Annotated in this window: 24 protein-coding genes and 2 other RNA genes; 19 read left to right on the top strand and 7 right to left on the bottom strand. The window is 72.4% G+C overall.

The window, feature by feature from the left end:
• Positions 1-39: 39 nt before the first annotated feature.
• Together BO39_RS00395 and thyX are read right to left on the bottom strand one after the other, a co-directional pair.
• Positions 40-336: a hypothetical protein gene (locus BO39_RS00395; RefSeq protein WP_043828968.1), complete on the bottom strand. Its 297-nt coding sequence runs from the start codon at positions 334-336 to the stop codon at positions 40-42.
• A 10-nt stretch (positions 337-346) separates the two neighbouring features.
• Positions 347-1285: an FAD-dependent thymidylate synthase gene (thyX, locus tag BO39_RS00390; RefSeq protein ID WP_043828966.1), complete on the bottom strand. Its 939-nt coding sequence runs from the start codon at positions 1283-1285 to the stop codon at positions 347-349.
• Positions 1286-1359: 74 nt separating this feature from the next.
• On the opposite strand from thyX, the gene ssrA reads away from it, so the two are divergent.
• The 3 genes from ssrA to BO39_RS00380 all read left to right on the top strand — a co-directional run bounded on the left by ssrA (position 1360) and on the right by BO39_RS00380 (position 4244).
• Positions 1360-1715, top strand: a transfer-messenger RNA (tmRNA) gene (gene ssrA / locus BO39_RS30805).
• A gap of 102 nt (positions 1716-1817) precedes the next feature.
• Complete coding sequence (locus BO39_RS00385; protein WP_043828964.1) at positions 1818-2351, top strand: SspB family protein; 534 nt, start codon at positions 1818-1820, stop codon at positions 2349-2351.
• Positions 2352-2639: 288 nt separating this feature from the next.
• Positions 2640-4244, top strand: a complete 1605-nt coding sequence (locus BO39_RS00380) for a fumarate hydratase (RefSeq protein WP_052401354.1) — start codon at positions 2640-2642, stop codon at positions 4242-4244.
• A 5-nt stretch (positions 4245-4249) separates the two neighbouring features.
• Here BO39_RS00380 and BO39_RS00375 read toward each other — a convergent pair whose 3' ends face one another.
• On the bottom strand, positions 4250-5416 hold the full coding sequence (locus BO39_RS00375) for a sensor histidine kinase (protein WP_052401245.1): 1167 nt from the start codon (positions 5414-5416) through the stop codon (positions 4250-4252).
• A 194-nt stretch (positions 5417-5610) separates the two neighbouring features.
• Here BO39_RS00375 and BO39_RS00370 point away from each other — a divergent pair, with 194 nt between their 5' ends.
• The 5 genes from BO39_RS00370 (at position 5611) to BO39_RS00350 (ending at position 9296) form a co-directional block, all read left to right on the top strand.
• Positions 5611-6000, top strand: coding sequence for a RidA family protein (locus tag BO39_RS00370; protein ID WP_043828962.1), 390 nt, complete (start codon positions 5611-5613; stop codon positions 5998-6000).
• 22 nt (positions 6001-6022) lie between these two features.
• Complete coding sequence (locus BO39_RS00365) at positions 6023-6430, top strand: VOC family protein (RefSeq protein WP_043828961.1); 408 nt, start codon at positions 6023-6025, stop codon at positions 6428-6430.
• Positions 6430-7545 (top strand): alanine racemase, encoded by a 1116-nt coding sequence (locus BO39_RS00360; protein ID WP_043828958.1) that lies wholly within the window; start codon positions 6430-6432, stop codon positions 7543-7545. The genes BO39_RS00365 and BO39_RS00360 overlap by 1 nt, the downstream gene beginning before the upstream one ends.
• Before the next feature lie 78 nt (positions 7546-7623).
• Entirely contained in the window at positions 7624-9042 is a 1419-nt protein-coding gene (locus tag BO39_RS00355; protein WP_043829623.1) for a class II fumarate hydratase, read from the top strand.
• A gap of 32 nt (positions 9043-9074) precedes the next feature.
• Complete coding sequence (locus tag BO39_RS00350; protein ID WP_043828956.1) at positions 9075-9296, top strand: ribbon-helix-helix domain-containing protein; 222 nt, start codon at positions 9075-9077, stop codon at positions 9294-9296.
• Between the two features lie 122 nt (positions 9297-9418).
• Here the strand turns inward: BO39_RS00350 and BO39_RS00345 are convergent, their stop codons facing one another.
• From BO39_RS00345 to BO39_RS00335, 3 genes are all read right to left on the bottom strand, one after another.
• Positions 9419-10087 carry an NAD(P)-dependent oxidoreductase gene (locus BO39_RS00345; RefSeq protein ID WP_052401244.1) on the bottom strand — a complete coding sequence of 223 codons (669 nt, stop codon included), beginning with the start codon at positions 10085-10087 and terminating at the stop codon, positions 9419-9421.
• Positions 10088-10154: 67 nt separating this feature from the next.
• Positions 10155-10628 carry an AtaL-like protein gene (locus tag BO39_RS00340; protein ID WP_043828954.1) on the bottom strand — a complete coding sequence of 158 codons (474 nt, stop codon included), beginning with the start codon at positions 10626-10628 and terminating at the stop codon, positions 10155-10157.
• A 37-nt stretch (positions 10629-10665) separates the two neighbouring features.
• A complete protein-coding gene (locus BO39_RS00335; RefSeq protein WP_043828952.1) occupies positions 10666-11535 on the bottom strand; it encodes an SDR family oxidoreductase in 870 nt (289 codons plus the stop codon).
• A gap of 106 nt (positions 11536-11641) precedes the next feature.
• Here BO39_RS00335 and BO39_RS00330 point away from each other — a divergent pair, with 106 nt between their 5' ends.
• Positions 11642-12535 (top strand): LysR family transcriptional regulator, encoded by an 894-nt coding sequence (locus BO39_RS00330; RefSeq protein WP_043828950.1) that lies wholly within the window; start codon positions 11642-11644, stop codon positions 12533-12535.
• Positions 12536-12582: 47 nt separating this feature from the next.
• On the opposite strand, the gene BO39_RS00325 is transcribed toward BO39_RS00330, so the two are convergent.
• Positions 12583-15450, bottom strand: coding sequence for an AsmA family protein (locus tag BO39_RS00325; protein ID WP_043828949.1), 2868 nt, complete (start codon positions 15448-15450; stop codon positions 12583-12585).
• A 257-nt stretch (positions 15451-15707) separates the two neighbouring features.
• On the opposite strand from BO39_RS00325, the gene BO39_RS00320 reads away from it, so the two are divergent.
• The 10 genes from BO39_RS00320 to mraY all read left to right on the top strand — a co-directional run bounded on the left by BO39_RS00320 (position 15708) and on the right by mraY (position 26651).
• Positions 15708-16478: a TerB family tellurite resistance protein gene (locus tag BO39_RS00320; protein ID WP_043828946.1), complete on the top strand. Its 771-nt coding sequence runs from the start codon at positions 15708-15710 to the stop codon at positions 16476-16478.
• Between the two features lie 49 nt (positions 16479-16527).
• Entirely contained in the window at positions 16528-17322 is a 795-nt protein-coding gene (locus tag BO39_RS00315) for an N-acetylmuramoyl-L-alanine amidase (RefSeq protein WP_478212671.1), read from the top strand.
• A 146-nt stretch (positions 17323-17468) separates the two neighbouring features.
• Positions 17469-17877: RNase P RNA component class A (rnpB, locus tag BO39_RS29590), an RNA gene on the top strand.
• Between the two features lie 285 nt (positions 17878-18162).
• A complete protein-coding gene (gene mraZ, locus BO39_RS00310) occupies positions 18163-18630 on the top strand; it encodes a division/cell wall cluster transcriptional repressor MraZ (RefSeq protein ID WP_043828944.1) in 468 nt (155 codons plus the stop codon).
• A 59-nt stretch (positions 18631-18689) separates the two neighbouring features.
• Entirely contained in the window at positions 18690-19604 is a 915-nt protein-coding gene (gene rsmH / locus BO39_RS00305) for a 16S rRNA (cytosine(1402)-N(4))-methyltransferase RsmH (RefSeq protein WP_052401353.1), read from the top strand.
• Positions 19601-20680 (top strand): cell division protein FtsL, encoded by a 1080-nt coding sequence (gene ftsL, locus BO39_RS29505; protein WP_052401243.1) that lies wholly within the window; start codon positions 19601-19603, stop codon positions 20678-20680. The genes rsmH and ftsL overlap by 4 nt, the downstream gene beginning before the upstream one ends.
• Positions 20681-20682: 2 nt before the next feature.
• Complete coding sequence (locus BO39_RS00295; protein ID WP_052401242.1) at positions 20683-22734, top strand: peptidoglycan D,D-transpeptidase FtsI family protein; 2052 nt, start codon at positions 20683-20685, stop codon at positions 22732-22734.
• Between the two features lie 4 nt (positions 22735-22738).
• Positions 22739-24184 carry a UDP-N-acetylmuramoyl-L-alanyl-D-glutamate--2,6-diaminopimelate ligase gene (locus tag BO39_RS00290; RefSeq protein WP_245614868.1) on the top strand — a complete coding sequence of 482 codons (1446 nt, stop codon included), beginning with the start codon at positions 22739-22741 and terminating at the stop codon, positions 24182-24184.
• Positions 24181-25569 carry a UDP-N-acetylmuramoyl-tripeptide--D-alanyl-D-alanine ligase gene (locus tag BO39_RS00285; RefSeq protein ID WP_043828942.1) on the top strand — a complete coding sequence of 463 codons (1389 nt, stop codon included), beginning with the start codon at positions 24181-24183 and terminating at the stop codon, positions 25567-25569. The genes BO39_RS00290 and BO39_RS00285 overlap by 4 nt, the downstream gene beginning before the upstream one ends.
• Positions 25566-26651, top strand: a complete 1086-nt coding sequence (gene mraY, locus BO39_RS00280) for a phospho-N-acetylmuramoyl-pentapeptide-transferase (protein WP_043828940.1) — start codon at positions 25566-25568, stop codon at positions 26649-26651. The genes BO39_RS00285 and mraY overlap by 4 nt, the downstream gene beginning before the upstream one ends.

Raw genomic sequence — 26651 nt, 5'->3', positions numbered from 1 at the left:
TGGTGCGGGCTGGCGGAAGGCCAGGGCTGCGGCGGGTGCCTAGCGGGCGGTGGCGCGGCCGAGGGCGAAGCCGCCGATCAGCGCCCCGAGCACAACGGCCCAGACATCGCCCAGCACCGCCGCGGCGATCGGCAGGATGACAAGGGCGGCGAGGACGATGACGATCACCGCCAGCCAGGAGGGGCCGCCGCCCCAGGCGCGCTGCGCCATGCCCTGCTTGAAGGCAGCCTTGCCGGCGCCGCGCGGGGCCGCCGCCTTGCGCGGCGCCGCGGGCTTGGCGCGCCGGGGCGAGGGGCTGCCCGCCGCCGGGTCGGGCCTGTTCGGGGCCTTGGCCATCGGGGCGGCGTCAGCCCTCGCGGCCGAGGATGGCCATCAGCTCCCGCCACTCGCGCTTGGAGAGGCCGCTGCCCTCCTGCGCGGGGTTCCCGCCGGCGACCATGGTGCGCACCACGCCGAGCATCTGGGAGGAGAGGGTGACGGCACCCTGGCGGTAGTCGCAGAAGGCCTCGTGCACCAGGGGAACCCAGGCACGGACGGTGTCGAGCATGGCGTCGGCATAGACGCGGATCTCGTACTGCGCGTGGGCGTCGGCGCGCAGCGTGAGGAAGTTCAGCAGGTTGTGCAGGTCCGCCTTCCAGTACCACTGGGTATAGGCGTTGAGCGTGAGGTTCATCCGCGCCAGCTCCCGCGCGAGGCCGGTGCGGCCCTCCTCGATCACACGGCCCTCGGCGTCCTCGTTCAGCATCTCGAGGTAATGGTCGTAGTTGCGCGTCGCGTCCTCGCGCAGGAGATCGAGCACGTGGGCGGCCTGGTCGCCCTCCAGCACGGCACCGCGGCCCTGGCGGTTCACGGCGGATTGCGCGGCGAGCTGTTCCGGAGCGGGCAGGTAGAACTCGCGGTCAAGGATGGAGTAGCGGGCGGAGTACTCGTTGATATTCGCCATGCGGTGGCGGATCCACTGCCTTGCCACAAAGATCGGCAGCTTCACGTGGTACTTGATCTCGCACATCTCGAAAGGCGTGGAGTGGCGGTGGCGCATGAGGTAGCGGATGAGGCCGCGGTCCTCGTTCGCCGCCTTCGTGCCGCGGCCGTAGGAGACGCGGGCGGCCTGCACCACGGCGGAATCGTCGCCCATGTAGTCCACAACGCGGACGAAGCCGTGGTCGAGCACGGGGAGCGGGCGGAAGAGCATCGCCTCCAGGCCCGGGGAGACGGGGCGGCGCGTCTCGTGCCGCTGCGCCTCGGCCTCGGCCAGCTCCTGCCGCTGGGTCTCTGTCAGTTCCATCGGTACCCCCTGCCTCGGGACGGGGGTTTAGCCTCGCGGGTGCCCTCTGGGTAGCGCCCGCGCGCGGCTGGTGACCCCTCGCAATCAGCGAGGGGATGCGCTATATCATCCGGGCCTCCTTCGGGCGGCTATGGCGATAAACGGCTCGTGGAATAAGCGTTGCGGACCCGGGGGCAGTACCCGGCGCCTCCACCATCTCTTCCCCGCCTTATCAGCGGGTTCCGGGGATCTTTCGGATCCCTGGAGGGGAGCATGGGGGCGAAACAGGCTCGACGCGCGCGGTAAAGACGTGTCTTTTGCCCGGCATTGTACCGCCGTTATCGGGCTAAATCACAAGTGCCAACGATAATGGTCGCGAGACCATGGCGCTCGCTGCCTAGAGATAGGTAAGCGCCGTCCGGGGGGAACGGGGCAACAGAATCCCCCCACCTTGAAGCCTTTCCGCCTCAGCTCGCCCCTCTCCTATGCCCGGGTGGGGCGATGTCCTATGTAGGGGCGAATGCCTCTGACCTGACTTGGACATGACCTGCGCATGAGCGAGCAAGCGCCGCCCCCCGAGAGCCTGCTGCCCTACGACCGCTGGACCGAGGAGGCCATGCGGAACGTCGCGCTGCGCGCCCTCGAGTTCGCGGCAAGGAACGGCCTGCCGGGGGAGCACCACTTCTACCTCACCTTCCGCACCGACCACCCGGAGACGAAGGTGCCGGGGCACCTCAAGGCCCGCTACCCGCAGGAGATGACCATCGTCCTGCAGCACCAGTTCTGGGACCTGAAGGTGGACCGGACGGAGGGAAAGGTCTCCGTCGGCCTCTCCTTCGGGGGGGTCGCCTCCACGCTGGTCATCCCCTTCGCGGCCCTCGTCGCCTTCTGGGACCCGCATGTGCGGGTCGGGCTGCGCTTCGGCGAGACGGGCGTGACCGACGGCGAGGCCGAGGCCCTGCCGGACATGTCCGAGGAGGAGGATGATGAGGCCTCCGCCCCGGCCGAGCCGCCCGCGGCCAAGCCCGATACCCCCGCCCAGGTCGTCAGCCTGGACGCCTTCCGCCGCCGCCCCACCCGGGAGTAGCGGCGGTGCCCCCTCCCCGGCGCTTCTGGCGCCGGGACCGGGGGCGCGCTAACACGCAACAACTTCCCCCAGCACGTCCCGGCCCGCACGGCCGGGTGCAGCCCGGCGGCGCCGGGCCAGAAGCCGGAGAGCCTTCCCGTGAGCTCCAACACCGTCGACGCCGTCCAGCAGCCCCCGATCCCCGAGGGGCCGAGCGCGCAGGCCACCCCCGTCGCCACCCATGACGGTGCGGAGGCCGATGCGGGCACTCCCATCTCCCAGCGGAGCGAGGGCTTCCTCTTCAGCCCCATGTTCCCGCTGGCGGAGGACACCACCCCTTACCGCAAGCTCGACCTCGCGGGCGTCTCCACCATCGAGGTGGAGGGCAAGAAGATCCTGAAGGTCAAGCCGGAGGTGCTGGAGGGGCTCGCCTTCCAGGCCTGCCGCGACGTCTCCCACCTGCTTCGCCCAGGGCACCTGCAGCAGCTCGCCAATATCCTGAAGGACCCCGAGGCTTCGGCGAACGACCGCTTCGTGGCGCTCGACCTGCTGAAGAACGCGAATATTGCGGCTGGCGGCAAGCTGCCGATGTGCCAGGACACGGGCACGGCCATCGTCTTCGGCAAGAAGGGCCAGCGCGTCTGGGTGGAGGGCGACGAGGAGGAGGCGCTCTCCTACGGGGTGCACCGCACCTATACCGAGACGAACCTGCGCTATTCGCAGATGGCGCCGCTGACGATGTATGACGAGGTGAACACCGGCAACAACCTGCCGGTGCAGTTCGACATCTACGCCTCCCCGGGTGATTACCACGCGGACGAGTTCTTCCTGCAATTCATCCTCAAGGGCGGCGGGTCGGCCAACAAGACCTTCCTGTTCCAGCAGACGCGCGCCGTGCTGAACAAGCCGAAGCTGCTCGCCTTCCTGGAGGAGAAGATCCGGACGCTGGGGACCAGCGCCTGCCCGCCCTATCACCTGGCGATCGTCATCGGCGGCACCTCGGCCGAGGCGAACCTCAAGACGGTGAAGATGGCCTCCACCCGCTACTACGACACGTTGCCGGAGAAGGGCAGCCGCGCGGGCCACGCCTTCCGCGACCGCGAGCTGGAGGTCGAGGTCCATAAGCTGACGCAGAACCTCGGCATCGGCGCGCAGTTCGGGGGCAAGTATTTCTGCCACGACGTGCGGGTGATCCGCCTGCCGCGGCACGGCGCCTCGCTGCCGATCGGCATCGGCGTCTCCTGCTCGGCGGACCGGCAGATCAAGGCGAAGATCACGCCCGAGGGCGTGTTCCTCGAGGAGTTGGAGCACGACCCCGCGCGCTTCCTGCCCGACCAGACCGAGGGGGTGCCCGAGGCCGGCGAGGTCGTGCGGATCGACCTCAACCGGCCGATGGCGGAGATCCGGGAGGAACTGTCGAAGCACCCCGTCTCCACCCGCGTCTCGCTGAACGGCACGATCGTGGTGGCGCGCGACATTGCCCACGCGAAGCTCAAGGAGCGGCTGGACAGCGGCGCGGGGCTGCCGGACTACATCAAGGACCACCCCGTCTATTACGCGGGCCCGGCCAAGACGCCGGACGGGATGGCAACGGGCTCCTTCGGTCCCACGACGGCCGGGCGGATGGACAGCTATGTCGGCGAGTTCCAGGCCGCCGGCGGGTCGCTGGTGATGCTGGCCAAGGGCAACCGCTCCAAGGCCGTGACCGAGAGCTGCAAGCGGAACGGCGGCTTCTATCTTGGCTCGGTCGGCGGCCCCGCGGCGCGGCTGGCCCAGGACTGCATCCGCAAGGTCGAGGTGCTGGAATACCCGGAGCTCGGCATGGAGGCGGTGTGGCGGATCGAGGTCGAGGACTTCCCCGCCTTCATCGTGGTCGATGACAAGGGGAACGACTTCTACGACGGGCTGGAGTAGCGGCCTCAGACCGCCAGCTTCTCCCCTCGCTCCAGCGCCTCAAGGGGTGCCTCGAGGGTGAAGGCAAAGCCCTCGGGGCGGTAGTCGAGGGTCACCGCGCCCTCTGTCGCGCCGGCGAGGTTGTCCCGGATCAGCCGGGTGCCGAAGCCGGTGCGGCCCGGGCGCCTGACGGCCGGGCCGCCCGCCTCGGCCCAGCGCAGGCGAAGGCGGCTTGGGCCGGCCCCCTCCAGGCATTCCCAGGAGAGGCTGACGCGGCCTTCGGGCACGGATAGGGCACCGTACTTCATCGCGTTCGTCGCCAGTTCGTGGAAGGCGAGCGTCAGGGCGAGGGTCGCCCGCGCTCCGAGCTTCAGCGCCGGCCCCTCCAGCGCGACCCGGCCGAGCAGGCCAGGGTCGCAGAGCGGCAGGATGCCGCGGGCGAGGTCGCCGAGGTCCGCACCCGTCCAGCTCGTCTGCACCAGCGCGTCCATGGCGCCGCCGAGCGCCCGCAGCCGCGCCGCGATGGCGGCGCGGACCTCGACGACGGAGCCGGCGCCGCGCAGGGTCTGGCCGACGATGGCCTGGACCATCGCGAGGTTGTTCTTCGTGCGATGCGCCAGCTCGTTGATGAGAACCTGCTGCAGTGCCTGGGCCTCGGCGAGTTTCGCCTCGTGCGCGTGGCCACGGCGGAGAGCCCGGCGCAGTTCCAGCAGCGTTATCACCTGCCGGGCCAGGGCGCGGAGCGTGCGGGCCTGGGCCTCGGTCAATTCGCGCGGCTTCGTGTCGATCACGCAGACGGTGCCGAGCGCGAAGCCGTCCGGCGTGACCAGCGGCGCGCCGGCGTAGAAGCGGATGCCCAGCGGCCCGGTCACCAGCGGGCTGTCCCGGAAGCGGGGGTCGCGCGTGGCGTCGGGCACCACCAGCAGCTCTTTATCCGGGAAGCTGTGGGGGCAGAAGGCGCCGTCCAGGGGCGTCGCGCTCAGGCCGACGCCGTGCCTGGCCTTGAACCACTGGCGGTCGGCATCGACCAGGCTCACGAGCGCGATCGGGGCGCCGCAGACCTCGGAAGCGATGGCGACAATGTCGTCGAAATCCGCCTCCCGCGGGGTGTCCAGGATGTCGTAGCGAAGCAGGGCGGCGAGCCGCTCCCTCTCCCGCTCGAGGCTGGAGGGGCCGTGGTCAGGCGGAGGCATTATTTTGTCCCGGGTGTGGGGCTCCGCTAACACATCATTCGCGAAGCACATAACGGCAACATTCCAGCCAGCAGCACGCGCGGACTTCAGCCTTCCCGGCGGCGGCACCATTGACCGGCCGGCCCCCTCCCTGCCACTAGCGGCACCGCGCCGGCCGTGCCGGGCGGCGCCAACCCCTGGCCCAGGTTCCGACCATGCGCCGCCTGATCTCCTCCGGATCCCGTTTCGAGCGCGAGATCGGCTACTCGCGCGCGGTGGTGGACGGGGACACCGTCTTCGTCTCCGGCACCACCGGCTACGACTACGCGACGATGACCATCGAGAGCGACGTGGTGGCGCAGTGCGAGCAGGCGCTGCGGAACATCGCCGGGGCCCTGGCCGAGGCCGGCGCGACGCTGGACGATGTGGTCCGGCTGCTGTTCATCGTCCCCGACCGCGCGGACTGGGAGCCCTGCTGGCCCGTCCTGCGCCGCTACTTTGGTGAGAGCCGCCCTGCCTCCACGCTGATCCATGCGGGGTTGCAGACCGATGCCATGCGGATCGAAATCGAGGCGACCGCGCGACTTCGCCCCGCGACCCCCTGAAAACAGCCCTAGGAAAAAACCGATGCGCTTCGCCGTGGACCGCCTGGACCACCTCGTGATCACCTGCAACGACGTGGAGACCAGCGCGAACTGGTACCAGCGCGTCCTGGGCATGGAGATGGAGAGCTTCGGGCCGCAGAACCGCACGGCGCTGCGCTTTGGCGGGCAGAAGATCAACCTGCGGCCGCGCGAGGCGACGCAGGAGGACTGGTTCACGGGCACGGGCTCCGCGCCCGGTGGCAACGACCTCTGCTTCATCGTGACCATGCCGGCCGAGGACGTGGTCTCGCACCTCAAGGAGTGCGGGATCACCATCGAACTCGGCCCGGTGGAGAAGGCGGGGGCGCTCGGCACCATCAACTCCGTCTATTGCCGCGACCCCGACGGGAACCTCATCGAGATCTCCTCCTACGGCGACGTCTCGCTCTGATGGAGGCGGATACCCCGCGGCTGCTGCTCGACCGGGCGCGGCTGGAGGCCAATGCGGCGCGGCTGCGGGCGCGCGCGGAGGAGTTGGGCGTGTCTTTCCGCCCCCATTTCAAGACGGCGAAGTCGGTGGAGGTGGCGCTCATCTCCCATGGCGGGGCGGCGGGGCCGGCGACGGTCTCCACGATGAAGGAGGCGGAGGCGCTTGCGGAGGCCGGGGCCTCCTCGGACATCCTCCTGGCCGCGACAGCCATTCCGGCGCGGCTGCCGCGGGCGGAGGCGCTGGCGCGGGCGCACGGCACGCGGCTGCTGCTGGTGGTGGACAGCCCGGAGATGGCGGGGCTGCTGGACGCTGCCGCCGGGGCCGCGCACGAGGTGCTGGTGGAGGTTGATTGCGGAGAGCACCGCGCCGGGGTGCCGCCCGAGAAGGCGGTGGCGGTCGCGCGGGCCATCCACGGCTCCCGCCACCTGCGGTTGGCCGGGGTGATGACCCATGGCGGCCATTCCTACGGCTCGGCCGATCCCGCGCGGGTCGCCGGGATCGCGGAGGAGGAGCGCGCGGCGGCCGTGGCCGCGGCGGAGGCCATCCGGGCGGCGGGGATGCCCGCGCCGGTCGTCTCCGTGGGCTCCACCCCTACCCTGCTGCACGCGCGGCACCTCCAGGGCGTGACGGAGGTGAGGGCGGGCGTGTCGCTCTTCTGGGACCTCGCGCAGATGTCGCGGGGCATGTGCAACTGGGACGACCTGGCGCTCTCCGTCCTCTCGACCGTGATCGGGCACAACCGGGCGGCGGGGGCACTGATCCTCGATGCGGGTGCGCTGGCGCTGTCGAAGGACATCACCGCCAACGCCTTCGCGCCGGAAACGGCCTATGGGCGGGTGGCGGAAGCCGGGACCGGCGCGGCCCTGCCGCTGCACGTCACGATCGTCCACCAGGAGCACGGGACGGTGCCGGTGCCGGATCCCTCCTGGTTCGAGCGGCTGCCGGTGGGGAGCCAGGTGCGGGTCTATCCCAACCACGCCTGCATCACCGCCGCCGGCGGCTACGGCGCCTATGACGTGATGGACGCGGAGGGGCGGCCGGTGGAGCGCTGGTCGCGGGTGGACGGCTGGCACTGATCGCCGCCTGATCACGTGGGCGCGGGAAGTCCTGCGGGCGGGTTGGAGGCCGGGGGCGCCCGCCCCCATCTGCCGGGCATGTCAGACGCCCAAGCCACCCGCACCGAAACCGACTCTCTCGGCACGATCGAGATCGAGGCCGACCGTCTCTGGGGACCGCAGACGGAAAGGGCCCGGCGCCTTTTCCGCATCGGGTCGGAGCACTTCCCTCCCACCCTCATCCGCGCGGTGGGCCTGCAGAAGCAGGCAGCGGCGGAGGCCAACAAGGCGCTGGGCGAGCTGCCGGCCGAGATCGCGGACCCGGTGATCGCCGCCGCGAAGGAGGTGGCCGCGAACCAGCGTGACGCCGACTTCCCGCTGCCGGTCTGGCAGACGGGCTCCGGCACGCAGACGAACATGAACGCCAACGAGGTCATCTCGAACCGCGCCAACCAGATGCTGGGCCAGCCGCTGGGCAGCCGGAAGCCGGTGCATCCGAACGACCACGTGAACCGCGGCCAGTCCTCCAACGACAGTTTCCCGACCGTGATGCATGTCGCGGCCGCCGAGGCGGTGACGAAGCGGCTGGTTCCCGGGCTGGAGGTGCTCCAGGCAGCGCTGGCGAAGCGCGCGGAGGAGTGGGACGGGATCGTGAAGCTCGGCCGCACCCATCTGATGGACGCCGTGCCGGTGACGCTCGGCCAGGAGTTCCGGGCCTGGGCGATGATGGTGGAGGCGGGCGTCGCGCGGGTGAAGGCGGCGCTGCCGGATATCCTCGCCCTGCCCCAGGGCGGCACGGCGGCGGGCACGGGGCTGAACACCCATCCGGACTTCGCGAAGACCTTCGCGGAGCGGATGGCGGCGCTGACCGGCCTGCCCTTCACCGCTCATCCCAACCCCTTCGTTGGCATGGGGGCGCATGACGCTTTCGTGGCCCTCCAGGGGGCGATGAACAGCGTGGCGGCCTCGCTCAACAAGATCGCGAACGACGTGCGGCTGCTCGGCTCCGGCCCGCGCGCGGGGTTCGCGGAGCTGGTGATCCCGGCGGACGGGCTCTCCTCCTCCATCATGCCGGGCAAGACGAACCCGACGCAGTCCGAGGCCATGACGATGGTGGCCGCGCAGGTGATGGGGAACACCACGACCGTCACCATCGCCGGCACCCAGGGGCACCTGGAGCTGAACGTCTTCAAGCCCGTCATCATTCAGGCCGTGCTGCAATCGGCGACGCTGCTGGGCGACGTGGCGGAGAGCTTCGCCCACAACATGGTGGAGAAGCTGGAGCCGGCGCATGACCGCATTGCCGAGAACCTGGCGAAGTCCCTCATGCTGGTGACGGCGCTGAACCCGAAGATCGGCTACGACAAGGCCGTGCAGATCGGGAAGAAGGCGCTGGCCGAGAACCTCACGCTGCGCGATGCCGCCGAGAAGCTCGGGCATGTGAAGCCCGAGGACTTCGACCGCTGGGTGCGGCCGGAGGAGATGACGCGGCCGGGAGCGAGCCTGGCCGGTGGTTAGGGCCGGTGGTTAAGGCCGGTGGCTAGGGGTTGATGGCGGGGCACCTCGTCAAGCGCTCCTTCACCCTCGCGGGGCACCGCACCTCCGTCGCGCTGGAGCCGGAGTTCTGGGCGGTGCTGGAGGCCGAGGCGGCTCGGCGGGGCGAACCGCTGCTGCGGGTGGTGATGGCAGCGGACGCGGCGCGGGACGATCCCTCGCTGCCGCTGGCCTCCGCGCTGCGGGTGCTGGCGCTGGCCTGCCGTTCAGCGAGTTGAGGGGCATGGATCTGCTGCTCCCTGCCCCCTGCTCGCGGCGGCTGTTCGAAGCAGCCGGTGCAGGCCGGAGCGCGGGCATCCACCTGGAGAATAGCGGGACGGGATAATCCGCGAGGCCACGCTCACCAGGCGATGAGCGGAGCCTGATGCAGCCAGGTTTCGGCGCGTAGCTGGTCGAGAGCAAATCGCGCGACGTCCTCCCGCGACACCGATCCCCCGTGGAAGCCGGAGAGATCCGTCAGGGCACGAACCGCCCCGCGGCCGGGCTTGTCGTTCAGGATGGCCGGCCGGACGATCACCCGGTCGAGCCCGCTCTCCCGCAGGATGGCCTCCTGGCGGTTCTTGTCGGCGTACACATGGCGCAGCAGGAGCGGGAAGATGAGGCGGTCGAAGAGGAAGCCGCCATGCCCGGCGCTGTCCCCTGCACCGATCCCGGTGATGAGGACAAGCCGGGCGACCCCCTCGGCCTTCATCGCGGCCACGAGGGCGCGGGTCGCCGTCGAGAGGAGCGTCACCTCCCGGAATGGGCTGGCAGGCGTGCCCAGGGCACTGACGACGGCGTCGCGCCCCGCGAGGGCTCCGCGCAGCACCGCCTCGTCGCGGGCATCCCCGATGACCAGCCTGGCGCCCTCCAGGCCGCGCGCCCTCTCGGGTGAGCGCACGAGGGCGACGACGTCCTGTCCGCGCTCGATGGCCTGGCGGACGATCAGGCGGCCAGTGCCGCCGGTCGCCCCGAGGACGAGGATCCTCGACGGGACGGACGGGATGTCATGTCGTGTTGTATCGTTCATCGATGCCTCCTTGGGGCGCGGGAGCTTCCCCGGGGAAAGATCCCGTCGCCCGGGTTTCCCGCCGCGGTCAGATCCGGCCTTCGGCCACCAGTTCGCGGGTGCGCTTCAGCGTGGACAGCAGGGCGGCCCGGTAGCCCTTGTCGCTGTCGAACTGCGCCTGCTCGGCCCTCTCCTCCGGGCCGTTCGGCTCGCTGCCACGCAGGCCGAGGAGGCAGTAGAAGCGGAGCTGGAGCGCGCCGGCCTCGTCCTCGAACAACTCGTTGACGATGGCGCCCTCGCGCGGGCCCGTTGCCTGGAAGAAGGTGACCTTGCTGCCCGGCTCGAAGGCGATGATCTCCCGCAGGTTCTCGCCCGCGATCGTGGCCTCGCGCACGATGTGCGTCGCGCTCGTCTCCACGACCTCGCAGCGGGTGCAGAGGCCGGGCGGAACGAAGAGCCGGGCGTCGCGTGCCTTGAGGAGCAGGCCCTTCCAGGCCTGCTCGCGGGTCAGCTGGGCCTCGCCGCCCGGGTTCACCGGGACGGTGGCAGTCGAATAGATCATGGTGATGTTTCCTGTTGCGGGTCGGGGGGCGCGGCGGCTAGGCGGAGGCCGCGACTTCGGCGGCGAAGTCGCGGTAGGAGCGCAAGGGGCGCCCCAGGAGCGCGGTCAGGCGCTCGACATCGCCGGCCTCGGGCAGCATTCCATCGGTGAGGAAGCGCTCCGCCATCAGGCGCATGTCGAAGGCCATCCAGCCCGGCATGACGTTCCGGAGGTTCTGTTCGAAGGCGGCGGTGTCGTCGCCCCCATAGGCGACCGGCCGCGCCAGCACCGCCGACCAGATGACGGCGATGCCCGTGCCGGTCAGCGTCTCGGGGCCGACAAGATTGATGCGGCTGAGCGGGAGCGGCGTGGCGGAACGCTCGCGGCGGATCAGCTCGAGCGCGGCGATCTCGCCGATGTCGCGCGCGTCGATCATCGCAAGTCCCCTGCTGCCGATCGGCATGGGGTAGACGCCGTGTCCGAGCACGACGTCCTTGATCATGAGATCGTTGCCCATGAAGTAGGCGGGCCGCAGGATGGTGGCGTTGAAGCCCATCCGCTCGATCATCCGCTCCACCGCGAACTTGCCGGCGAAATGCGGCACGTTCACGTAGAGGTCTCCATGGATCACGGAGAGATAGACGATCCGCTCGATGCCCGCCTCACGGGCAAGATTGAGCGCGATCAGGGCCTGCGGGAATTCGTCCGGCACGACGGCGTTGAGGAGGAAGAGGGTCGAGACGCCCGAGAGGGCGGCGCGCAGGGATTCGACGTCGAGCAGGTCGCCCTGCGCGAGGGCGACGCCTGCCGGGAGGTTCGCCTTCCCGGGGTCGCGGACGAGCGCGCGCACGTCGGCGCCGCGGCTGACGAGTTGTTCGACGACATGGCGGCCGACGGTGCCGGTCGCGCCGGTAACAAGGATGGTCATGAGGATCACTCCTGAAGGGGATGCCATGTGGCTTCCCGAAAATGAGTGATCCACCCGCGGCCCAGAAGATGGCATTCTTGGACACGCCGTCTCTCTGGTGGAACACATGGACCTGCTCGCCCTCGCCGACTTCAACCTCGTCGCCCGGCACGAGGGCTTCGGACGCGCAGCGCGGGCGGCAGGGCGCCCCAAGGCGACCCTGTCCCGGCGGGTGGCCGAGCTGGAAAGCAGCCTCGACCTGCGGCTCTTCGAGCGCGGCGGGCGCAGCCTGAAGCTGACGCAGGAGGGGCGGGCACTCTACGAGCGCACGGGCGCCTTGCTCACCGAGCTTGACGAGGCCGCGGCGGCGATCGCATCGGGCGTGGACAGGCCACGGGGGCGCTTGCGGATCAGCGCGCCGCTGCTCTTCTCCCAGACGGCGATGGGGAAGCTGGCGGCGGCCTTCTCCCTCAAGCATCCGGAGGTGCGCCTCGAGGTCACGACCGAGGACCGGGCCGTCGACATGGTGGAGGAAGGCTACGACCTCGTCATCCGCGTGAACCCGGATCCGGATGAAAGCCTCGTCGGGCGCGTGTTCCTGCGTGATCGGCTGGTCGTCGTGGCGAGCCCGGCGCTGACCCGGCCAGGGGACGGTTCGGCCGTCCCGGCCGTGGTGCGCGGGGCGGGCGACCGGAGTGCGGCCTGGGGCCTGATGACGCCGAATGGCCGGTCAAGCATCGCGGTCCATGCCGTCCTCGGCCTGTCGTCGCTCGTCATGGTGCGGGATGCGGTCCGCGCGGGCGTCGGCGCCGGGCGCCTTCCGATCTCGCTCGTAAGCCATGATCTGGCGGCCGGAAGGCTGCTCCATTGGGGCGATGCGGACGCCCCGGAGATCTCCCTGTGGACGCTCTACCCGTCCAGGCGCCTGCTGAGCGCGCGTGTTTCCGCCTTTCTCGACCATCTGAAGGAGGCATTCCCCAAGGGAACGCCGGATGAGTTGGCGGCCTGCATCGGGGCTTGAGAGAAGCGGCTTGCCCCCTGCCTTCCCGCCCGGTCCGTGACCGCGTCCTAGCGCTGCGCCCGCCAGATCTGCCAGGGCGTGAGGTCGGGGAGGCGGCGCGGGTCGGCGATGGGGCCGGTCAGGCGGATGCCGACGGGCGGCACGGGGCCCTCGGGCGCCTTGGTGGCCAGGAGGTCGATGGCGGCGCGGGGCAGGTCGAGGTCGCCGCGGAGCGTCAGGGCCACGCCCTCGCCCGTGGCCGTGCCCTCCGCGAGGCTCGCGCGGCCGGCCGAGAGGGCGGCGCGAAGGGTGAGGCTGTCGAAGCCCGTCGCCCCCGAGGAAAGCGCAGTGCGGAGCGCGGGTTCGTCGCCCGCCGCGGCCGCGCGGCCGCCGGCGGCGGCGTCGATCCCGGTCAGGACCCCGCGGCGAACGGCGAGCGAGGCATTGCCGGAGAGGGTGGCGACCAGGGCGGCGAGGCTGCTGCCGGTCGCCTCCAGACGGGCCTCCGCATCCGCGTCGCCGGTCACGACATCGATCGGCAGGCCCAGCACCGGCCCGTTGATGGCCGCGCCGCGGAGGTTGGCGGAAAGCGTCGCGCGCGGCACCTCGCGGGAGGCATCGAGGCTGGCGGTGCCGCGCAGGGCGCCGGTTCCCAGCGTGGCTTCCGCCTCCTCCAGGGAGAGGATGCCGCCGGCGAGGCGGAGGCGCCCGCGCAGGTCGGCAAGTGCCGGGAGCCCCGCCGGATCGAGCTGCGCCACGGAGATCCCCAGCTCGCCCTCCGCCCCGCGCAGGGCCAGGAAGGGCAGCGGCGCCCGGCTGGACCAGGCGACGGCCGGGAGAAGGACGGTTTCGGCCGCGATCCGCCCGGTCAGCCGCGGCAGCGGGCCGTCGAGCATGAGGGAGAGGGCGCCGCTGGCGCGCAGGGCCCCGGCGACGAGATCGAAGCGCTCCGCCGCGATCCCCTGCGGCCCGGCGGCGAGGCCGGTGACGAGGGAGAGCGAGCCCTGGCCGAGCCACTCGCCGGGATCGATGCCGAGGGCGTCGGCGAGGAAGCGGGGGGCGCCGGGATGGCGGAGGGTGAGGCTGCCGCCGCCCTTCCTGCCCGGAAGGTCGAGGGTGCCGGTGGCCTCCAGCCTCGCCTCGCCGAGATCGGCCCCGAGTTGCAGCGCGAGGGCTTCGGAGGGGCCGTTGAGGGTGCCACGCAGCGTCAACGGCTGGTCGGTCAGCGCCGCGCCGAGGGCCCAGCGCGGCGGCAGCAGGGCGGCAAGGGCGCGGGTATTGGGGGCGGCCAGCTCGACCGTCGCGTCGGAGAGGCGGGGGGCTGTGCCCAGGAGCGCATTGCCGGAAACGGCAAGATCCCCGCCCGCGAGGCGCCCCGCGAGGCGGCGAAGCGTCAGGCGGCCGTTCTCCAGCGCGGCGTCGAGGGAGGCGCGCTCCAGCGTCACGTTCCCCGCGCGGGCGCGCTCGGCGGCCAGGCGCAGGTTGGCGTCGATGCCGCCGAGCAGCCGGCTGGCGGTGGGCCAGTCGAGGCCCGGGCGGAGCCAGCCCTCCAAGTCCAGCGTATCTAGGTTCAGGCCGAGACCGAGGGCGGGCCGCGGACCGTGGCGCAGCACGCCGGCGCCGGAGACGCGGGCACCGTCGATCGTCGCGGTCAGCTCCGGCACGGCAACGGAGCCGGGCTCCACCACCAGTCGGGCGCGGCCCTCCCCGCTGCGGAGGCGGGCGGGGGCGATCCAGTCCGTGCCAAGGCCGAGCGCGGCGCCGAGGGCGTCGATGGTCGCGCGCAGGTCGGTGCCGGAGAAGCGCAGCGCCGCCTCCAGCCGCCCTCCCGCCGTGGCGCCGTTCAGCTCGGCCATGGTGCCGCCGGGCAGGAGGGCGGAGACGTCACTGAGGGTGATGCGACCCGGGGTGCCCTCCCCCGCCGCTGCCTCGCGGAAGGCCGCGGCGCGCAGGCGGCGGAGGGGCACCCCGCGGAAGCTGGCGACCTCGGCCGAGAGGTCGAGGCCCAGCGGCAGCGTGCTCGGCCGCTGGCGGAGCGCGCCGAGCCAGGAATCGAGATCGAGACGGCTGGCCTGCAGCGCCGCGTCCAGCCGCGCCTCGGGCATTAACCGGAGCGCGACCGCACCGCGCGCCGGGCTGCCGCCGATGTCGATGGTGAGGTCGTCGGCGGCGATGAGTTCGGGCGAGACGGTCAGGCGCCCGCGGGCACGGAAGGGGCCGGGCGGGCCGGGGACGAGAAGGGAGAGGTCCGGCCCAGCGGTCTCGATGCCTCCCTCCACCGTACCGTCGGGGGTGAGCACGCCGCGGGCGGAGAGCGAGGCGTCTCCCATGGAGAGCGTCAGGTCGATCGGGGTGATGCCGTCGAAGCCGGGGCGGCCGAGCCCGGCCTCGAAGCGCCATTCCAGGCCGCCCCAGGCGAAGCGCCCCTCCGCGCGCAACCCGCGCGCGGCATCGCCGGCGGTCAGGCGGGCCTGGACGGCATCCAGACGGAGGTTGCCGAGGACGAGGCGGCTGTCCACCAGCTCGGCCGAGAGGGCGGAGAGGCCGGTCGGCAGTCCGGCGGCGTCGGCGGGCGGCCAGGGGAGACGCAGTTCCGCGCCGACGAGGGCGACCTCCCGCGGCGCGATGCGGCCGAGCAGGAGCGCGGCACCATCCAGGCGCAGGCGGAGCGCGCTGGCGGAGAAAGCGAGGGTGTCGCCGGCGGGATCCTCCGAAGGACCCAGGCTGACGCCCTCCGCCTCGACCACCGGGCGCGGCAGGAGGCGGAGCCGCACCGGACCGTGCAGGGTGACGGGCCGGCCCAGCCGGGCGGAGGCGAGTTCGGCCAGCTGGTCCCGCCTCGCCGTCCAGTCCGTGAAGAGCGGCGCCGCCCAGAGGGCACCCAGCAGGGCGGCCGGGACGAGGATGCCGAGGGTGAGAAGGAGCCGCGGGCGCATGTCAGCCCCGGCGCCGGCCGCAGGGGCCAGTTGGGAAGGCGGCGGCGCGCAGCCCTCGCCCGCTGGTCCCGTTTGGTGGCAATGACCCTCCGCATGGCGTGGAACCCCGCGATTCCCAGCCCTGGAACATGCTCGACGCGGCGCCGGGCGGCAAGGAACCAGGGCGGCGCTGCCGCGCTTCCGGAACAACGGATTTACGGGCATAGGCTGGACTGTCCCGGTGGACGAACCCCGCCTGGGCCGGGCATGGGAAATTGATGGGCTTCTGGGGCAAGATCATCGGCGGCGCGGTGGGCTTCGCGATGGGCGGGCCGGCGGGCGCCATCCTGGGTAGCGCGCTCGGCCACGCGGCGGACGAGGGCACGGTCGGCCGCGGCTTCCCTGGCCTGGACGGCGCGCGGATCGCGGCCATGCTGGGCTCGCGCGAGAGCCTTTTCGCCATCTCCGTCGTCGTGCTCTCGGCGAAGCTCGCCAAGTGCGATGGCCCGGTGAAGCGCTCGGAGATCGACGCCTTCAAGCGCGCCTTCCACATCCCGCCCGAGAACATGCGGGAGGTGGCGCAGCTCTTCGACCGCGCGCGCGACCAGGCGGAGGGGGCCGAGCCCTATGCCGAGCGGCTGGGCGCGGCCTTCGCCGAGGAGCGGGGCGTCCTGGAGGACGTGCTGGCCGCCCTGTTCCGGATCGCGGAGGCCGACGGGCCGGCGAACCGGGCGGAGCTGGCCTTCCTCGGCATGCTGCACGCCCGCATGGGCCTCGGCGCCGCCGCCTGGGACCGGGCGCGGCTCGGCCGGCCGAGCCCCGGCGCGCGGCTGGAGACGGAGGGGCCCGATCCCTATGCCGTGCTCGGCCTGCCCCGGAGCGCGACGGACCAGCAGCTTCGCGATACCTGGAAGGCGCTGATGCGGGAGAATCACCCGGACAGCATGACCGCGCGCGGGCTGCCGGCGGAGGTCGTGCGGCGGGCCGCCGGGAAGGTGGCCGAGATCAACGCGGCCTGGGACCGCATCAAGCGGGAGCGCAAGCTTTGAACCGCTGCCCTGCACTCTGGACAGGAGCGCGCGGCCGGGGGGGCGCGGCGTGACCGCCCGGCGCGGCCCCCTCCCCGGCGCGCCCGGCGCGCGAGCCCGCGGCGGCGCCGTGCTGCCGCTGGTGCCGAGCGAGGGGCAGCCGGCGATCCGCGACCTGCCCAGCCCCAACCAGGACGACCGGCCGCCCGGTGCGCCGATCGACACGCTGATCCTTCACTACACGGACATGGAGAGCGGCGCGGCGGCCATCGCGCGGCTGCGCGACCCCGCGGCGAAGGTCTCCTCCCACTACGTGGTGGAGGAGGACGGGCAGGTCTTCCGCCTCGTGCCCGAGGAGCGGCGGGCCTTCCACGCCGGGGTCTCGCACTGGCGGGGGCACGAGTTACTGAACGGGCGGAGCATCGGGATCGAGGTGGTGAACCCCGGCCATTCCTGCGGCTACCGCCACTTCCCCGCGCTGCAGATGGCGGCGGTGGCCGATCTCTGCCTTGGGATCCTCGCGCGGCACCCGATCCCCGCGCGCAACGTGGTGGCGCACAGCGACGTGGCGCCGGACCGCAAGCGCGACCCGGGGGAGCTGTTCGACTGGCAGGGCCTGGCCTCGCTCGGCATCGGGCTCTGGCCGGAGCGGGTGGAGGGCGGCGACCTGTCGGAGGTGCCCGGCGGCATGGAGCGGGCGGTCGGGCTGCTGCGTCGCATCGGCTATCCCGTCGATCCCGCGCGACCGGAATTGGCGCTGGTGGCCTTCCAGCGCCACTGGCGGCAGGAGGAGTGCGGCGGGCGCCCGGATGCCGGGACCCTCGCGCGGCTGGAGGCCGTGGCCGCCCTGGCCGAGGCCGGCTGAGCGCCGCACGCGCGGCCGGGTAAGGCCCGGCCGGCAACGGGGGCGGGAATAGCCGCGGAACGCGCGCAGAGGGCGGGACGGCACGGTAGCCGCCGCGTTCCGGCGATCTATTGACCCTCTCCCCCCCGAGTCGCATACCCGGCGCGCCAGACGGCCGGGCGACCGCTGCCAGCACTCGGGGGGCAACCTTCGGGGGCGGTGGAGGAAAGTCCGGGCTCCACGGAAAAACGGTGCCGGCTAACGGCCGGCGGGGGCGACCCCAGGGACAGTGCCACAGAGAAGAGACCGCCGGCGTTGCCGAAAGGCCCGCAGGTAAGGGTGAAACGGTGGGGTAAGAGCCCACCGCGCCCCTGGCGACAGGGGCGGCACGGTAAACCCCACCGGGAGCAAGGCCGAATAGGGATGGCCGGCGAGGGCCTTGTGCTTGTCGCCAGGGGCTTTTCCGCCCCGCCATCCGGGTTGGCCGCGAGAAGTCCCTGGCGACAGGGACTCCAGAGGAATGGTCGCCTGGTCCGCAAGGACTGACAGAACCCGGCTTACAGGCCGTCTGGCATTCTCCTGGCTCAGCTACACAAGAACACCCTATAACCTATTGAATTAGTCGGCCTTGCTGAGCGTTGCTTCATGGCAACACTCGGTCACGGCAGCGTAATCGCGCTTGTTGGCCCACGTCCGCCCATGTTATCCCAACTCATCCCGCAAGGGCCCGGACCTGAGGGGGGCGAGGGGCTGGCGGGATGGTCGGGTGAGCCGGTGGGGTCGGGGGGCCCTGCCGGCCACTTGATGGAGGGGAACCACTAGATCGCCCGGTGCGACCGCGAGGGGGCGGACGTCCAGCGGATGACCCACTTCATGGGCACCTTCACGGGCAAGCTGGATCGCAAGGGGCGGGTTTCCGTCCCGGCCTCCTTCCGCGCCGCGTTGGAGCGCATGGGTTCCCCGGACCTGGTTCTTCGCCTCTCCCACACCGATCCCTGCATCGAGGCCTGGCCGCTGACGACCTTCGAGACCATGGCCAGCGGGTTGGACCGGCTCGAGGTCTTCTCGGAAGCCCATGACGACCTCGCGCTCAGCCTTTTCGCCGACGCCTATCCGATGCGCCCCGACGGCGACGGGCGCGTGATGCTGGCCGGCGAGGTCGTCGCTCATGCCGGGCTTGAGGAAACCGTCTCCTTCGTCGGCCGCGGCCCCTCCTTCCAGATCTGGGAGCCTGGCGCCGCCGCCAAGCGCGTGGCCGAGGCCCGCCAGCGCGCCCGCGAGCGCGGCCTGACCGTTCCCGCCGTCCCGAACCCCGCGGGGCGCGCGTGAGCGGCGCCCCCTCTCCGCTGGTTGCGCCCGACCCCACGGGCGGCGGCCATGTGCCGGTGATGCTGGCCGAGGTGCTGGCGACGCTCGCCCCACGCGACGGCGCCACCATTCTCGACGGCACCTTCGGCGGCGGCGGCTACGCGAACGCGATTCTCTCCGCGGCTGGCTGCACCCTCTACGCCGTCGATCGCGACCCCGCCGCGATCGCGCGCGGCGCCGTGCTGGCGGCGCGCTTCCCGGGCCGGCTGCACCTGGTGGAGGGCCGATTCGGCGACATGCTGTCGCTCATGGCCACCAGGGGAATCGAGACGCTGGACGGCGTGGTGCTCGATCTCGGCGTCTCCTCCTATCAGATCGACGAGCCGGAGCGCGGGTTCTCCCTGCGCTCGGACGGGCCGCTCGACATGCGGATGGAGGGCAAGGGCCCGACGGCGGCGGAGCTGGTGAACACCCTCCCCGAGCGCGAGTTGGCCGACCTGCTCTGGGAACTCGGCGAGGAGCGCTACTCCCGCCGCATCGCGCGCAAGATCGTGGCGGCCCGGGGCGACGCCCCCTTCGAGACGACGATGCAGCTTGCCAGCGCCATCCATCAGGTGATGCCGCGCGATCCCTCCGGCATGGACAGCGCCACGCGCTCCTTCCAGGCGCTGCGTCTGCGCGTGAACGACGAACTGGGCGAGGTAGAGCGCGGGCTGGAAGCCGCCGCGCGGCTGCTGGCGCCCGGCGGAAGGCTCGTGGTGGTGTCTTTCCACTCGCTGGAGGATCGCATCGTGAAGCGCTTCATGCGAGACGCGGCCGGACGAAGCCCGGGCGCCTCGCGATTCGACCCGTCAACCCTCGTAACCACCGGAAAGAGGGCGGAATTTCGCCTTCTGACGGGCACTGCTCTGCGGCCTTCCGTGGCAGAGTCACAGACGAATCCACGCGCGCGGTCGGCCAGGCTGCGCGCTATCGAGAGGCGCGCCGCCGCATGATCCGCCCGCTCACCTTCCTCTCGCTCATGGCTGCCGCGGGGGCGGGGCTGCACCTCTACGGGGTGAAGCACGAGGTCTCCCAGCTTGAGCGCACGCTGCGCGAGACGGTGAAGCAGACCGAGCTGGCGCGGGAGCGCACGGCCGTGTTGCGCGCCGAATGGGCACTGCTGAACGAGCCGGAGCGCCTGCGGGCCGCCGCCGTTCGCAACCTGCCGCTGGGCGTGATGGAGACAACGCAGTTCGTGCGGCCCGCCGACCTGGAGCGGCGCCTGCCGGCTGCCGTCGCCTTCGCGGGCGCGCCGAGCCTCTTCGCGAACAGCCCGGCCGTGGCGCGGGCGGAGGAGACGCCCGAGGCGGCCTCGGCGGTCGCCTCCGCGCCGGCCGCGGTCAATGTGGCGCCGGTCGCGGCGGCGCTGGCGGCGGCGGCGAACGCCGCGGCCCGCGTGGCGCAGGCCGCCGTGACGCCGGCCGCGCAGGCAGCTCCCGTCCTGCCGCGGAACGCGCCGTCCGTGCAGGTCGCCACCGCCCGGGCGGCGCAGGAAAGGTCGCCGGAGCGCGCGGCCACGGTCGAGCGTTCCGTGGAGCGCGCGCCGGCCGCCGAGCGCGCCGCCATCGCCGCGGCGCGCCCGGCCCCCTCCCCCGAGCGGGGCACGGCGGTGGAGCGCGTGGGGCTTCCCGCCGCGCAGCCGCTTCCGCCGCGCCAGCCGCCTGTTGCGGCGCCGCGCCTTCCCGAGCCGGTCCGCGCGCCGGAGGCCCGCGCGCCCGAGCCGCGGTCGCCCGAGGCCCGCGCCACGGAAGCAAAGGCGCCGCGCGCCCTCGCCACGCCCGCGCGCCAGCCCGACATCCGCCTGACCGAGCGCGAGGTGGACCGGGGAATGAATCTTTCCGCGCCGCCGCAGCCGGCAGCGCTGCTGCGCACCGCCCTGCATATGCGCCCGCCCGGCCAAGCCGGGACCGATTCGGCACGCTCGCCCGAGGCGGCCTCCGCGCTCGGCGCCGCCTATGGTGCCGCGCGCCTCTCGCCGCCCGTGCCGGTAGCGAGCGCGAGCGCCGCGACGCTGGACCGCCGGCGGTGAGCATGCCCGCGCCCGATCCCAACGCCGCTCTCGGCTACAGCCTGCGCGAGCCTGTGCGGGCGACGCGCGTGGGCGATCCCCGACTGGCCGCGCGCACCGGCCAGCCCGACCTCGCCCGGCGCGCCGTGCTGGAACGGAGCCGCGGGCGGCTGGTGCTGGCGGCGGCCGGCTTCGGCCTGCTGTTCGGCGCCGTCGCGCTGAAGCTCTCGATCGCGACGGTGATCGACCCGCGCGAGCCTCGGCGGATGGCGGCGCGCGAGATGGCAAGCGTGCCCCTGCCCGATCCCGTGACCGGCCGCGCCTCCATCACCGACCGCAACGGGGAGATCCTCGCGGTCTCGCTGCCGGTGACGGCGCTCTATGCGAATCCACGGCAGATCGACAATCCGGCGGAGGTTGCGGCGCGGCTCTCGCGCGTGCTGCCGCAGCTCGACCGCGCCCGGCTGGTGGAGCGGCTCTCGGGGCAGCGGCAGTTCTCCTACCTCGCGCGCGCGCTGACGCCGCGGGAGAAGCAGGCGGTCAACGACCTCGGCATCGCCGGGCTGCACTTCGAAGAGGGCGAGCGGCGCTACTACCCGCAGGGCCGGGCGGCGGTGCACGTGCTCGGCAACGTGGACGTGGACGGCTCGGGCCTCTCGGGCATGGAGCGCTACCACGACGAGCGGCTGCGCCAGCGGCCGCACGACCCGTTGCGCACCTCGATCGACATCCGCGTGCAGCTCGCGCTGCGCGACGCGGTTGCGAAGGCCATCGACGACTACACGGGCATCGGCGGCGCGGGCGTGGTGCTCGACGTCAACACCGGCGAGGTCGTCGCCATGGTGTCCCTGCCCGACTACGACGCGGGGGACATCGGGGCGGCGACGCCGGAGCAGCGGTTCAACCGCGTGACGGTCGGCACCTACGAGCCGGGCTCGACCTTCAAGCTGCTGACGGCCGCGGCCGCGCTGGAATACGGCACGTCCAACGTCAACACGAGCAGCTTCAACGCATCGGCACCGATCCGTTACGGCCGCTTCACGATCAGCGACTACAAGGGCAAGGGGCGCTGGCTGAGCTTCCCGGAGGTGCTCGCCTACTCCTCCAACCTCGGTGCCGCGCACATGGCGCAGGGCTTCGGCCCCACCCGGCAGCGCGAGTTCATGCAGCGCATGGGCATGCTGTCGCGCCAGGCGATCGAGATCACGGAAACCGCGCTGCCGCTGGTGCCGCCGGCCAATGGCTGGCGTGACATCAACATGATGACGATCTCCTTCGGCCACGGCATCTCCGTCACGCCGCTGCACGTCGCGACCGGCATCTCGGCCGTGGTCAATGGCGGGATCCTGCGCCAGCCAACGCTGCTCGCGCAGCCGCCCGGCACCGTGCGCGAGGGCACGCGCGTGATCAGCGAGCGCACCTCGGAGACGATGCGCCGGCTGATGCGGCTGGTGGTCACGGACGGCTCGGGCAAGGGTGCCGACGTCGCCGGGTATTTCGTCGGCGGCAAGACGGGCACGGCGCAGAAGACCGGGCCGCGCGGCGGCTACCTGCCGAACAAGCGCATCGCCGCCTTCGTCGGCGCCTTCCCGATGAACGCGCCGCGCTACGCCATCTACGTGATGGTGGACGAGCCGAATCCGAACGCCCGCAGCCACGGCTATGCGACGGCGGGCTGGGTGGCGGCGCCGGCCGCGGGCTCCGTGATCGGGCGCATCGCGCCGGTGCTGGGCCTGGTGCCGGAGAACCCGACCGAGCCCTCCATCGTGCAGGCGATCAGCATCGGGCTGCAGCCGGGCCGCGCGCCGGCGCGCCCGCCGGGTGCGACCGCCGCCCCCGCCGCGCGCCCCGGTGCCCCGGCCGCGACGGCCCGCCCGGCGCCGACCCCGGCCGTATCGCCGCGCCCCGCAACGCCGCAACCGACCCCGACCACGCCGGCCCTCGCGCCGCCCGTGCCGATGCGCGTGACGGAGCTGCTGCGCGAGCAGACGGTGAGCCGCATCCGCTTCACCATGGCGGCGCAGGCGGCAACGCTCGATGCCGCCGACCGGCCGGCGGACGATGAGGCTCGATGAGCTGATGTCTCCGCTCGATCCCATCGCCGCGCGGTATGAGGGACGGCCGGAGATCACGGGGCTGACGGCGGATAGCCGGCAGGTGGTGCCGGGCTCGCTTTTCGCGGCGCTGCCCGGTGCGCGGACGGACGGGCGGGAGCACATCGCGGATGCGGTGCGGCGCGGGGCCATCGCGGTCCTCGCGCCCGAGGGGACGGAGTGGCCGCCGGGCGTGCCGCCGCGGGCGCTGATGACGGCACCGGACCCTCGCCGGGCGCTGGCGCAGATGGCCGCGCGCTTCCACGGCGCGCAGCCCGGCACCGTGGTGGCCGTGACCGGCACGAACGGGAAGACGAGCACGGCGGATTTCCTGCGGCAGATCTGGTCGGACGGCGGCGCGCGCGCGGCCTCGATGGGCACGCTCGGGCTGGTGGCGGAGGGGTTCCCGCAGGGGCCCTCGCTGACGACGCCGGACCCGGTCTCGCTGCACGCGACGCTGGCCGGGCTCGCGCGCGGCGGGGTGACGCATGCGGCGATGGAGGCGTCGTCCCACGGGCTGGAGCAGCGGCGGCTGGACGGGGTGGTGCTGGCAGGCGCCGGCTTCTCGAACCTGACGCGCGACCACCTCGATTATCACCGCACGATCGAGGCCTATCGCGCGGCGAAGCTGCGGCTGTTCGACACCTTGCTGGAGGCCGGACGCCCCGCGGTGGTGAACGCGGATATGGACGCCGAGACGCTGGAGGTGCTGCGCCGCATCGCGGCCGCGCGCCGGCTGCGGCTGCTGACGGTAGGCGAGGCAGGAGAGGATGCGCGGCTGCTGCGCCACGCGCCGCTGCCGGAGGGGCAGGAGATCGAACTCTCCCTCTTTGGCCGGCGGGAGGTGGTACGGCTGCCGCTTGTCGGGCGCTACCAGGCGGATAACGTGCTCGTCGCGGCGGCGCTGGCGGTGGCGACGGGCACGCCCGCGGATCGCGTGCTCGCCGCCCTGCCCCGGCTGTCCGGCGTGCGCGGGCGGATGGAGCTGGCGGCGCGGCTGCCGAACGGGGCGGCCGTCTATGTCGATTACGCGCATACGCCGGACGCGCTGGAGCGACTGCTGGCGGCGCTGCGGCCACACGCGGCGCGGCTGCACGTGGTGTTCGGCGCCGGCGGGGATCGCGATCCCGGCAAGCGGCCCCTGATGGGTGCGGCCTGCGCGGCGCTGGCGGACCGCGTGGTGGTGACGGACGACAACCCCCGCAGCGAGGACCCGGCCGCGATCCGCGCCGCCGTCCTCGCGGCCTGCCCGGGCGGCGTCGAGATCGGAGGACGGGAGGCGGCGATCGCGGAAGCGATGGGCGCGCTGGGGCCGGGCGACGTGCTGGCGGTGGCCGGCAAGGGGCATGAGAGCGGGCAGACCATCGCCGGCGTGACGCATCCTTTCGACGACGTGGCGGTGGTGCGCCGCTTGGCAGGGCTGGCGGCGTGAGCGCGCCGCTGTGGGATTCCACCTCGCTGCGCGCGGCGACGGGGGGCGAGGTGCCGGAGGGCGTGGCCGTTTCCGGCGTGTCGATCGACAGCCGGGCGGTTGGCGATGGCGAGCTGTTCATCGCGCTCCGCGACGCGCGCGACGGCCACGATTTCGTTGCGGACGCGCTCCGTCGCGGCGCGGGCTGCGCGATGGTGGACCATGAGGTCGAGGGCGCGCCGCTGCTGCGGGTGGCGGATACGCTGGCGGGGCTGACTGCGCTGGGTGCGGCGGGGCGTGCGCGCTCCTCCGCCGGAATCGTGGCCGTCACGGGCAGCGTCGGCAAGACGAGCACGAAGGAGATGCTGGCCGCGGGGCTTTCGGCGGCCGGGCGCGTGCACGCGGCAGCGGCGAGCTACAACAACCACTGGGGCGTGCCGCTGACGCTGGCGCGGATGCCGGTCGAGGCCGATTTCGGCGTGGTCGAGATCGGGATGAACACGCGGGGCGAGATCGCGCCGCTGGCCCGGCTTGCCCGGCCGCATGTCGCCGTTATCACGGTGATCGCTCCCGCCCATCTCGGCCGCCTCGGCTCGCTTGAAACGATCGCCGAGGAGAAGGCGGATATCCTGGAGGGGCTGGAGCCCGGCGGCGTCGCGGTGCTGCCCGCGGAGGGCACGCAGGCCGAGCTTCTGCAGCGGCGCGCGGCCGCGGCGGGCGTGCGGGCCGTGCTGTTCGGCGAGGGCGAGCGGGCCGAGGCGCGGCTGGTCGGCTGGGCGGGTGAGGCGGACCGGCAACGCTTCCGCGTCGCGCTCGGCGGCGACGAAATCGAGGTTGCGCTGGCCGTGCCGGGTCGGCACATGGCGCTCAACGCGGTCGCGGCCATGGCCGCGGCGCGGGCGCTGGGGGTAGAGCCCCGGCGCTTCGCGGAAGGGCTGGCGGGCTTCGCCGCTCTGGCCGGGCGGGGGGCGCGGGTTTCCATCCCCCTGGTCGGCGGGGCGGCGCTGCTGCTCGACGAATCCTACAATGCCAATACGACCTCCATGCGTGCGGCCCTTGCCGTCCTGGCGGCTCAGGAAGGGAAGCGGCGGATTGCCGTGATGGGCGACATGCTGGAACTCGGGAATGAGGGCGTCGCGATGCACGCTGCGCTGGCGGCGGATGCGGCGGCGTGCGCCGATCTTGTGTTTACCTGCGGGCCGCAGATGGCGGCGCTGTACGCGGCGCTGCCGGCTGGGCGGCGCGGCGCGCACGCAGAGGACAGCGAGGCGCTGGCGCCGATCGTGGCCGAGGCGCTGCGCGCGGGCGATGCGGTGCTGGTGAAGGGCTCGCTCGGCAGCCGCATGGCGGCGGTGGTGCGGGCGATCAAGGCGCAGGGCGCCGCGGGACGGGGAGAGGCGGCATGATCCCCGCGCTTCTCGCGACACCCGGCGACTTCATCATCTTCAACCTCTTCCGCTATCTCACCTTTCGGGCGGGCGCGGCCTGCCTGACGGCGCTGGTCGTCTCGCTCATGTTCGGGCCGATGGTGATCCGCGGGCTGCGCGGCTTTCAGCGCGGCGGCCAGCCGATCCGCGCCGATGGTCCGGAGCGACACCTCATCGAGAAGAAGGGCACGCCCACAATGGGTGGCGTGCTGATCCTCATGGCGCTGACGGTTTCCACCCTTCTCTGGGCGGATCTGCGCAACGGCATGGTCTGGGCGGTGCTGGTGCTCACCCTCGGCTTTGGGCTGCTGGGCTTCGCGGACGACTGGCTGAAGGTGACGAAGCGGAACACGAAGGGCGTCTCCGCCCGGGGCAAGCTGGTGGTGCAGTTCGGCCTGGCGCTGATCGTGGCGCTAGTCATCCTCTACTTCGTGCCGCCGGAGCTGAACCAGAGCCTCACGGTTCCCGTCTTCAAGGAGTTGCTGATCCCCTTCAGCATCTTCTTCCCGCTGGTGGGCATGCTGGTGATGGTCGGCGCCTCCAACGCGGTGAACCTGACGGACGGGCTGGACGGGCTGGCCATCGTGCCCGTGATGATCGCGGCGGGCGTCTTCGCGCTCATCGCCTATCTCGTCGGCAACCGCGTTTTCTCGGAATACCTGCAGCTCCACTTCGTGCCGGGCACGGGCGAGTTGGCGGTGTTCTGCTCCGCGCTGATCGGGGCGGGGCTGGGGTTCCTGTGGTTCAACGCACCGCCGGCGGCGGTGTTCATGGGCGATACGGGCAGCCTGGCGCTCGGGGGCGCGCTCGGTGCCGTGGCCGTCGCCACAAAGCACGAGGTGGTGCTGGCCATCGTCGGCGGGCTGTTCGTGGTGGAGACGCTCTCGGTCGTCATCCAGGTCTTCTGGTTCAAGCGCACGGGGCGGCGGGTGTTCCTCATGGCGCCGCTGCACCATCACTACGAGAAGAAGGGCTGGTCGGAGCCAACCATCGTGATCCGCTTCTGGATCATCTCGATGATCCTGGCCCTCATCGGCCTCTCCACCCTGAAGATCCGGTGA

The sequence above is a fragment of the Roseomonas aerilata DSM 19363 genome, assembly GCF_000711725.1.
Classification (GTDB): Bacteria; Pseudomonadota; Alphaproteobacteria; order Acetobacterales; family Acetobacteraceae; genus Roseomonas; species Roseomonas aerilata.
This window is presented reverse-complemented; position numbering and strand designations above follow the sequence as displayed.

Coding starts and splice junctions, on each gene's coding strand:
- BO39_RS00395 (WP_043828968.1), bottom strand. CDS start 336: ATGGCCAAGGCCCCGAACAGGCCCGACCCGGCGGCGGGCAGCCCCTCG.
- thyX (WP_043828966.1), bottom strand. CDS start 1,285: ATGGAACTGACAGAGACCCAGCGGCAGGAGCTGGCCGAGGCCGAGGCG.
- BO39_RS00385 (WP_043828964.1), top strand. CDS start 1,818: ATGAGCGAGCAAGCGCCGCCCCCCGAGAGCCTGCTGCCCTACGACCGC.
- BO39_RS00380 (WP_052401354.1), top strand. CDS start 2,640: ATGTTCCCGCTGGCGGAGGACACCACCCCTTACCGCAAGCTCGACCTC.
- BO39_RS00375 (WP_052401245.1), bottom strand. CDS start 5,416: ATGCCTCCGCCTGACCACGGCCCCTCCAGCCTCGAGCGGGAGAGGGAG.
- BO39_RS00370 (WP_043828962.1), top strand. CDS start 5,611: ATGCGCCGCCTGATCTCCTCCGGATCCCGTTTCGAGCGCGAGATCGGC.
- BO39_RS00365 (WP_043828961.1), top strand. CDS start 6,023: ATGCGCTTCGCCGTGGACCGCCTGGACCACCTCGTGATCACCTGCAAC.
- BO39_RS00360 (WP_043828958.1), top strand. CDS start 6,430: ATGGAGGCGGATACCCCGCGGCTGCTGCTCGACCGGGCGCGGCTGGAG.
- BO39_RS00355 (WP_043829623.1), top strand. CDS start 7,624: ATGTCAGACGCCCAAGCCACCCGCACCGAAACCGACTCTCTCGGCACG.
- BO39_RS00350 (WP_043828956.1), top strand. CDS start 9,075: ATGGCGGGGCACCTCGTCAAGCGCTCCTTCACCCTCGCGGGGCACCGC.
- BO39_RS00345 (WP_052401244.1), bottom strand. CDS start 10,087: ATGAACGATACAACACGACATGACATCCCGTCCGTCCCGTCGAGGATC.
- BO39_RS00340 (WP_043828954.1), bottom strand. CDS start 10,628: ATGATCTATTCGACTGCCACCGTCCCGGTGAACCCGGGCGGCGAGGCC.
- BO39_RS00335 (WP_043828952.1), bottom strand. CDS start 11,535: ATGACCATCCTTGTTACCGGCGCGACCGGCACCGTCGGCCGCCATGTC.
- BO39_RS00330 (WP_043828950.1), top strand. CDS start 11,642: ATGGACCTGCTCGCCCTCGCCGACTTCAACCTCGTCGCCCGGCACGAG.
- BO39_RS00325 (WP_043828949.1), bottom strand. CDS start 15,450: ATGCGCCCGCGGCTCCTTCTCACCCTCGGCATCCTCGTCCCGGCCGCC.
- BO39_RS00320 (WP_043828946.1), top strand. CDS start 15,708: ATGGGCTTCTGGGGCAAGATCATCGGCGGCGCGGTGGGCTTCGCGATG.
- mraZ (WP_043828944.1), top strand. CDS start 18,163: ATGACCCACTTCATGGGCACCTTCACGGGCAAGCTGGATCGCAAGGGG.
- rsmH (WP_052401353.1), top strand. CDS start 18,690: ATGCTGGCCGAGGTGCTGGCGACGCTCGCCCCACGCGACGGCGCCACC.
- ftsL (WP_052401243.1), top strand. CDS start 19,601: ATGATCCGCCCGCTCACCTTCCTCTCGCTCATGGCTGCCGCGGGGGCG.
- BO39_RS00295 (WP_052401242.1), top strand. CDS start 20,683: ATGCCCGCGCCCGATCCCAACGCCGCTCTCGGCTACAGCCTGCGCGAG.
- BO39_RS00290 (WP_245614868.1), top strand. CDS start 22,739: ATGTCTCCGCTCGATCCCATCGCCGCGCGGTATGAGGGACGGCCGGAG.
- mraY (WP_043828940.1), top strand. CDS start 25,566: ATGATCCCCGCGCTTCTCGCGACACCCGGCGACTTCATCATCTTCAAC.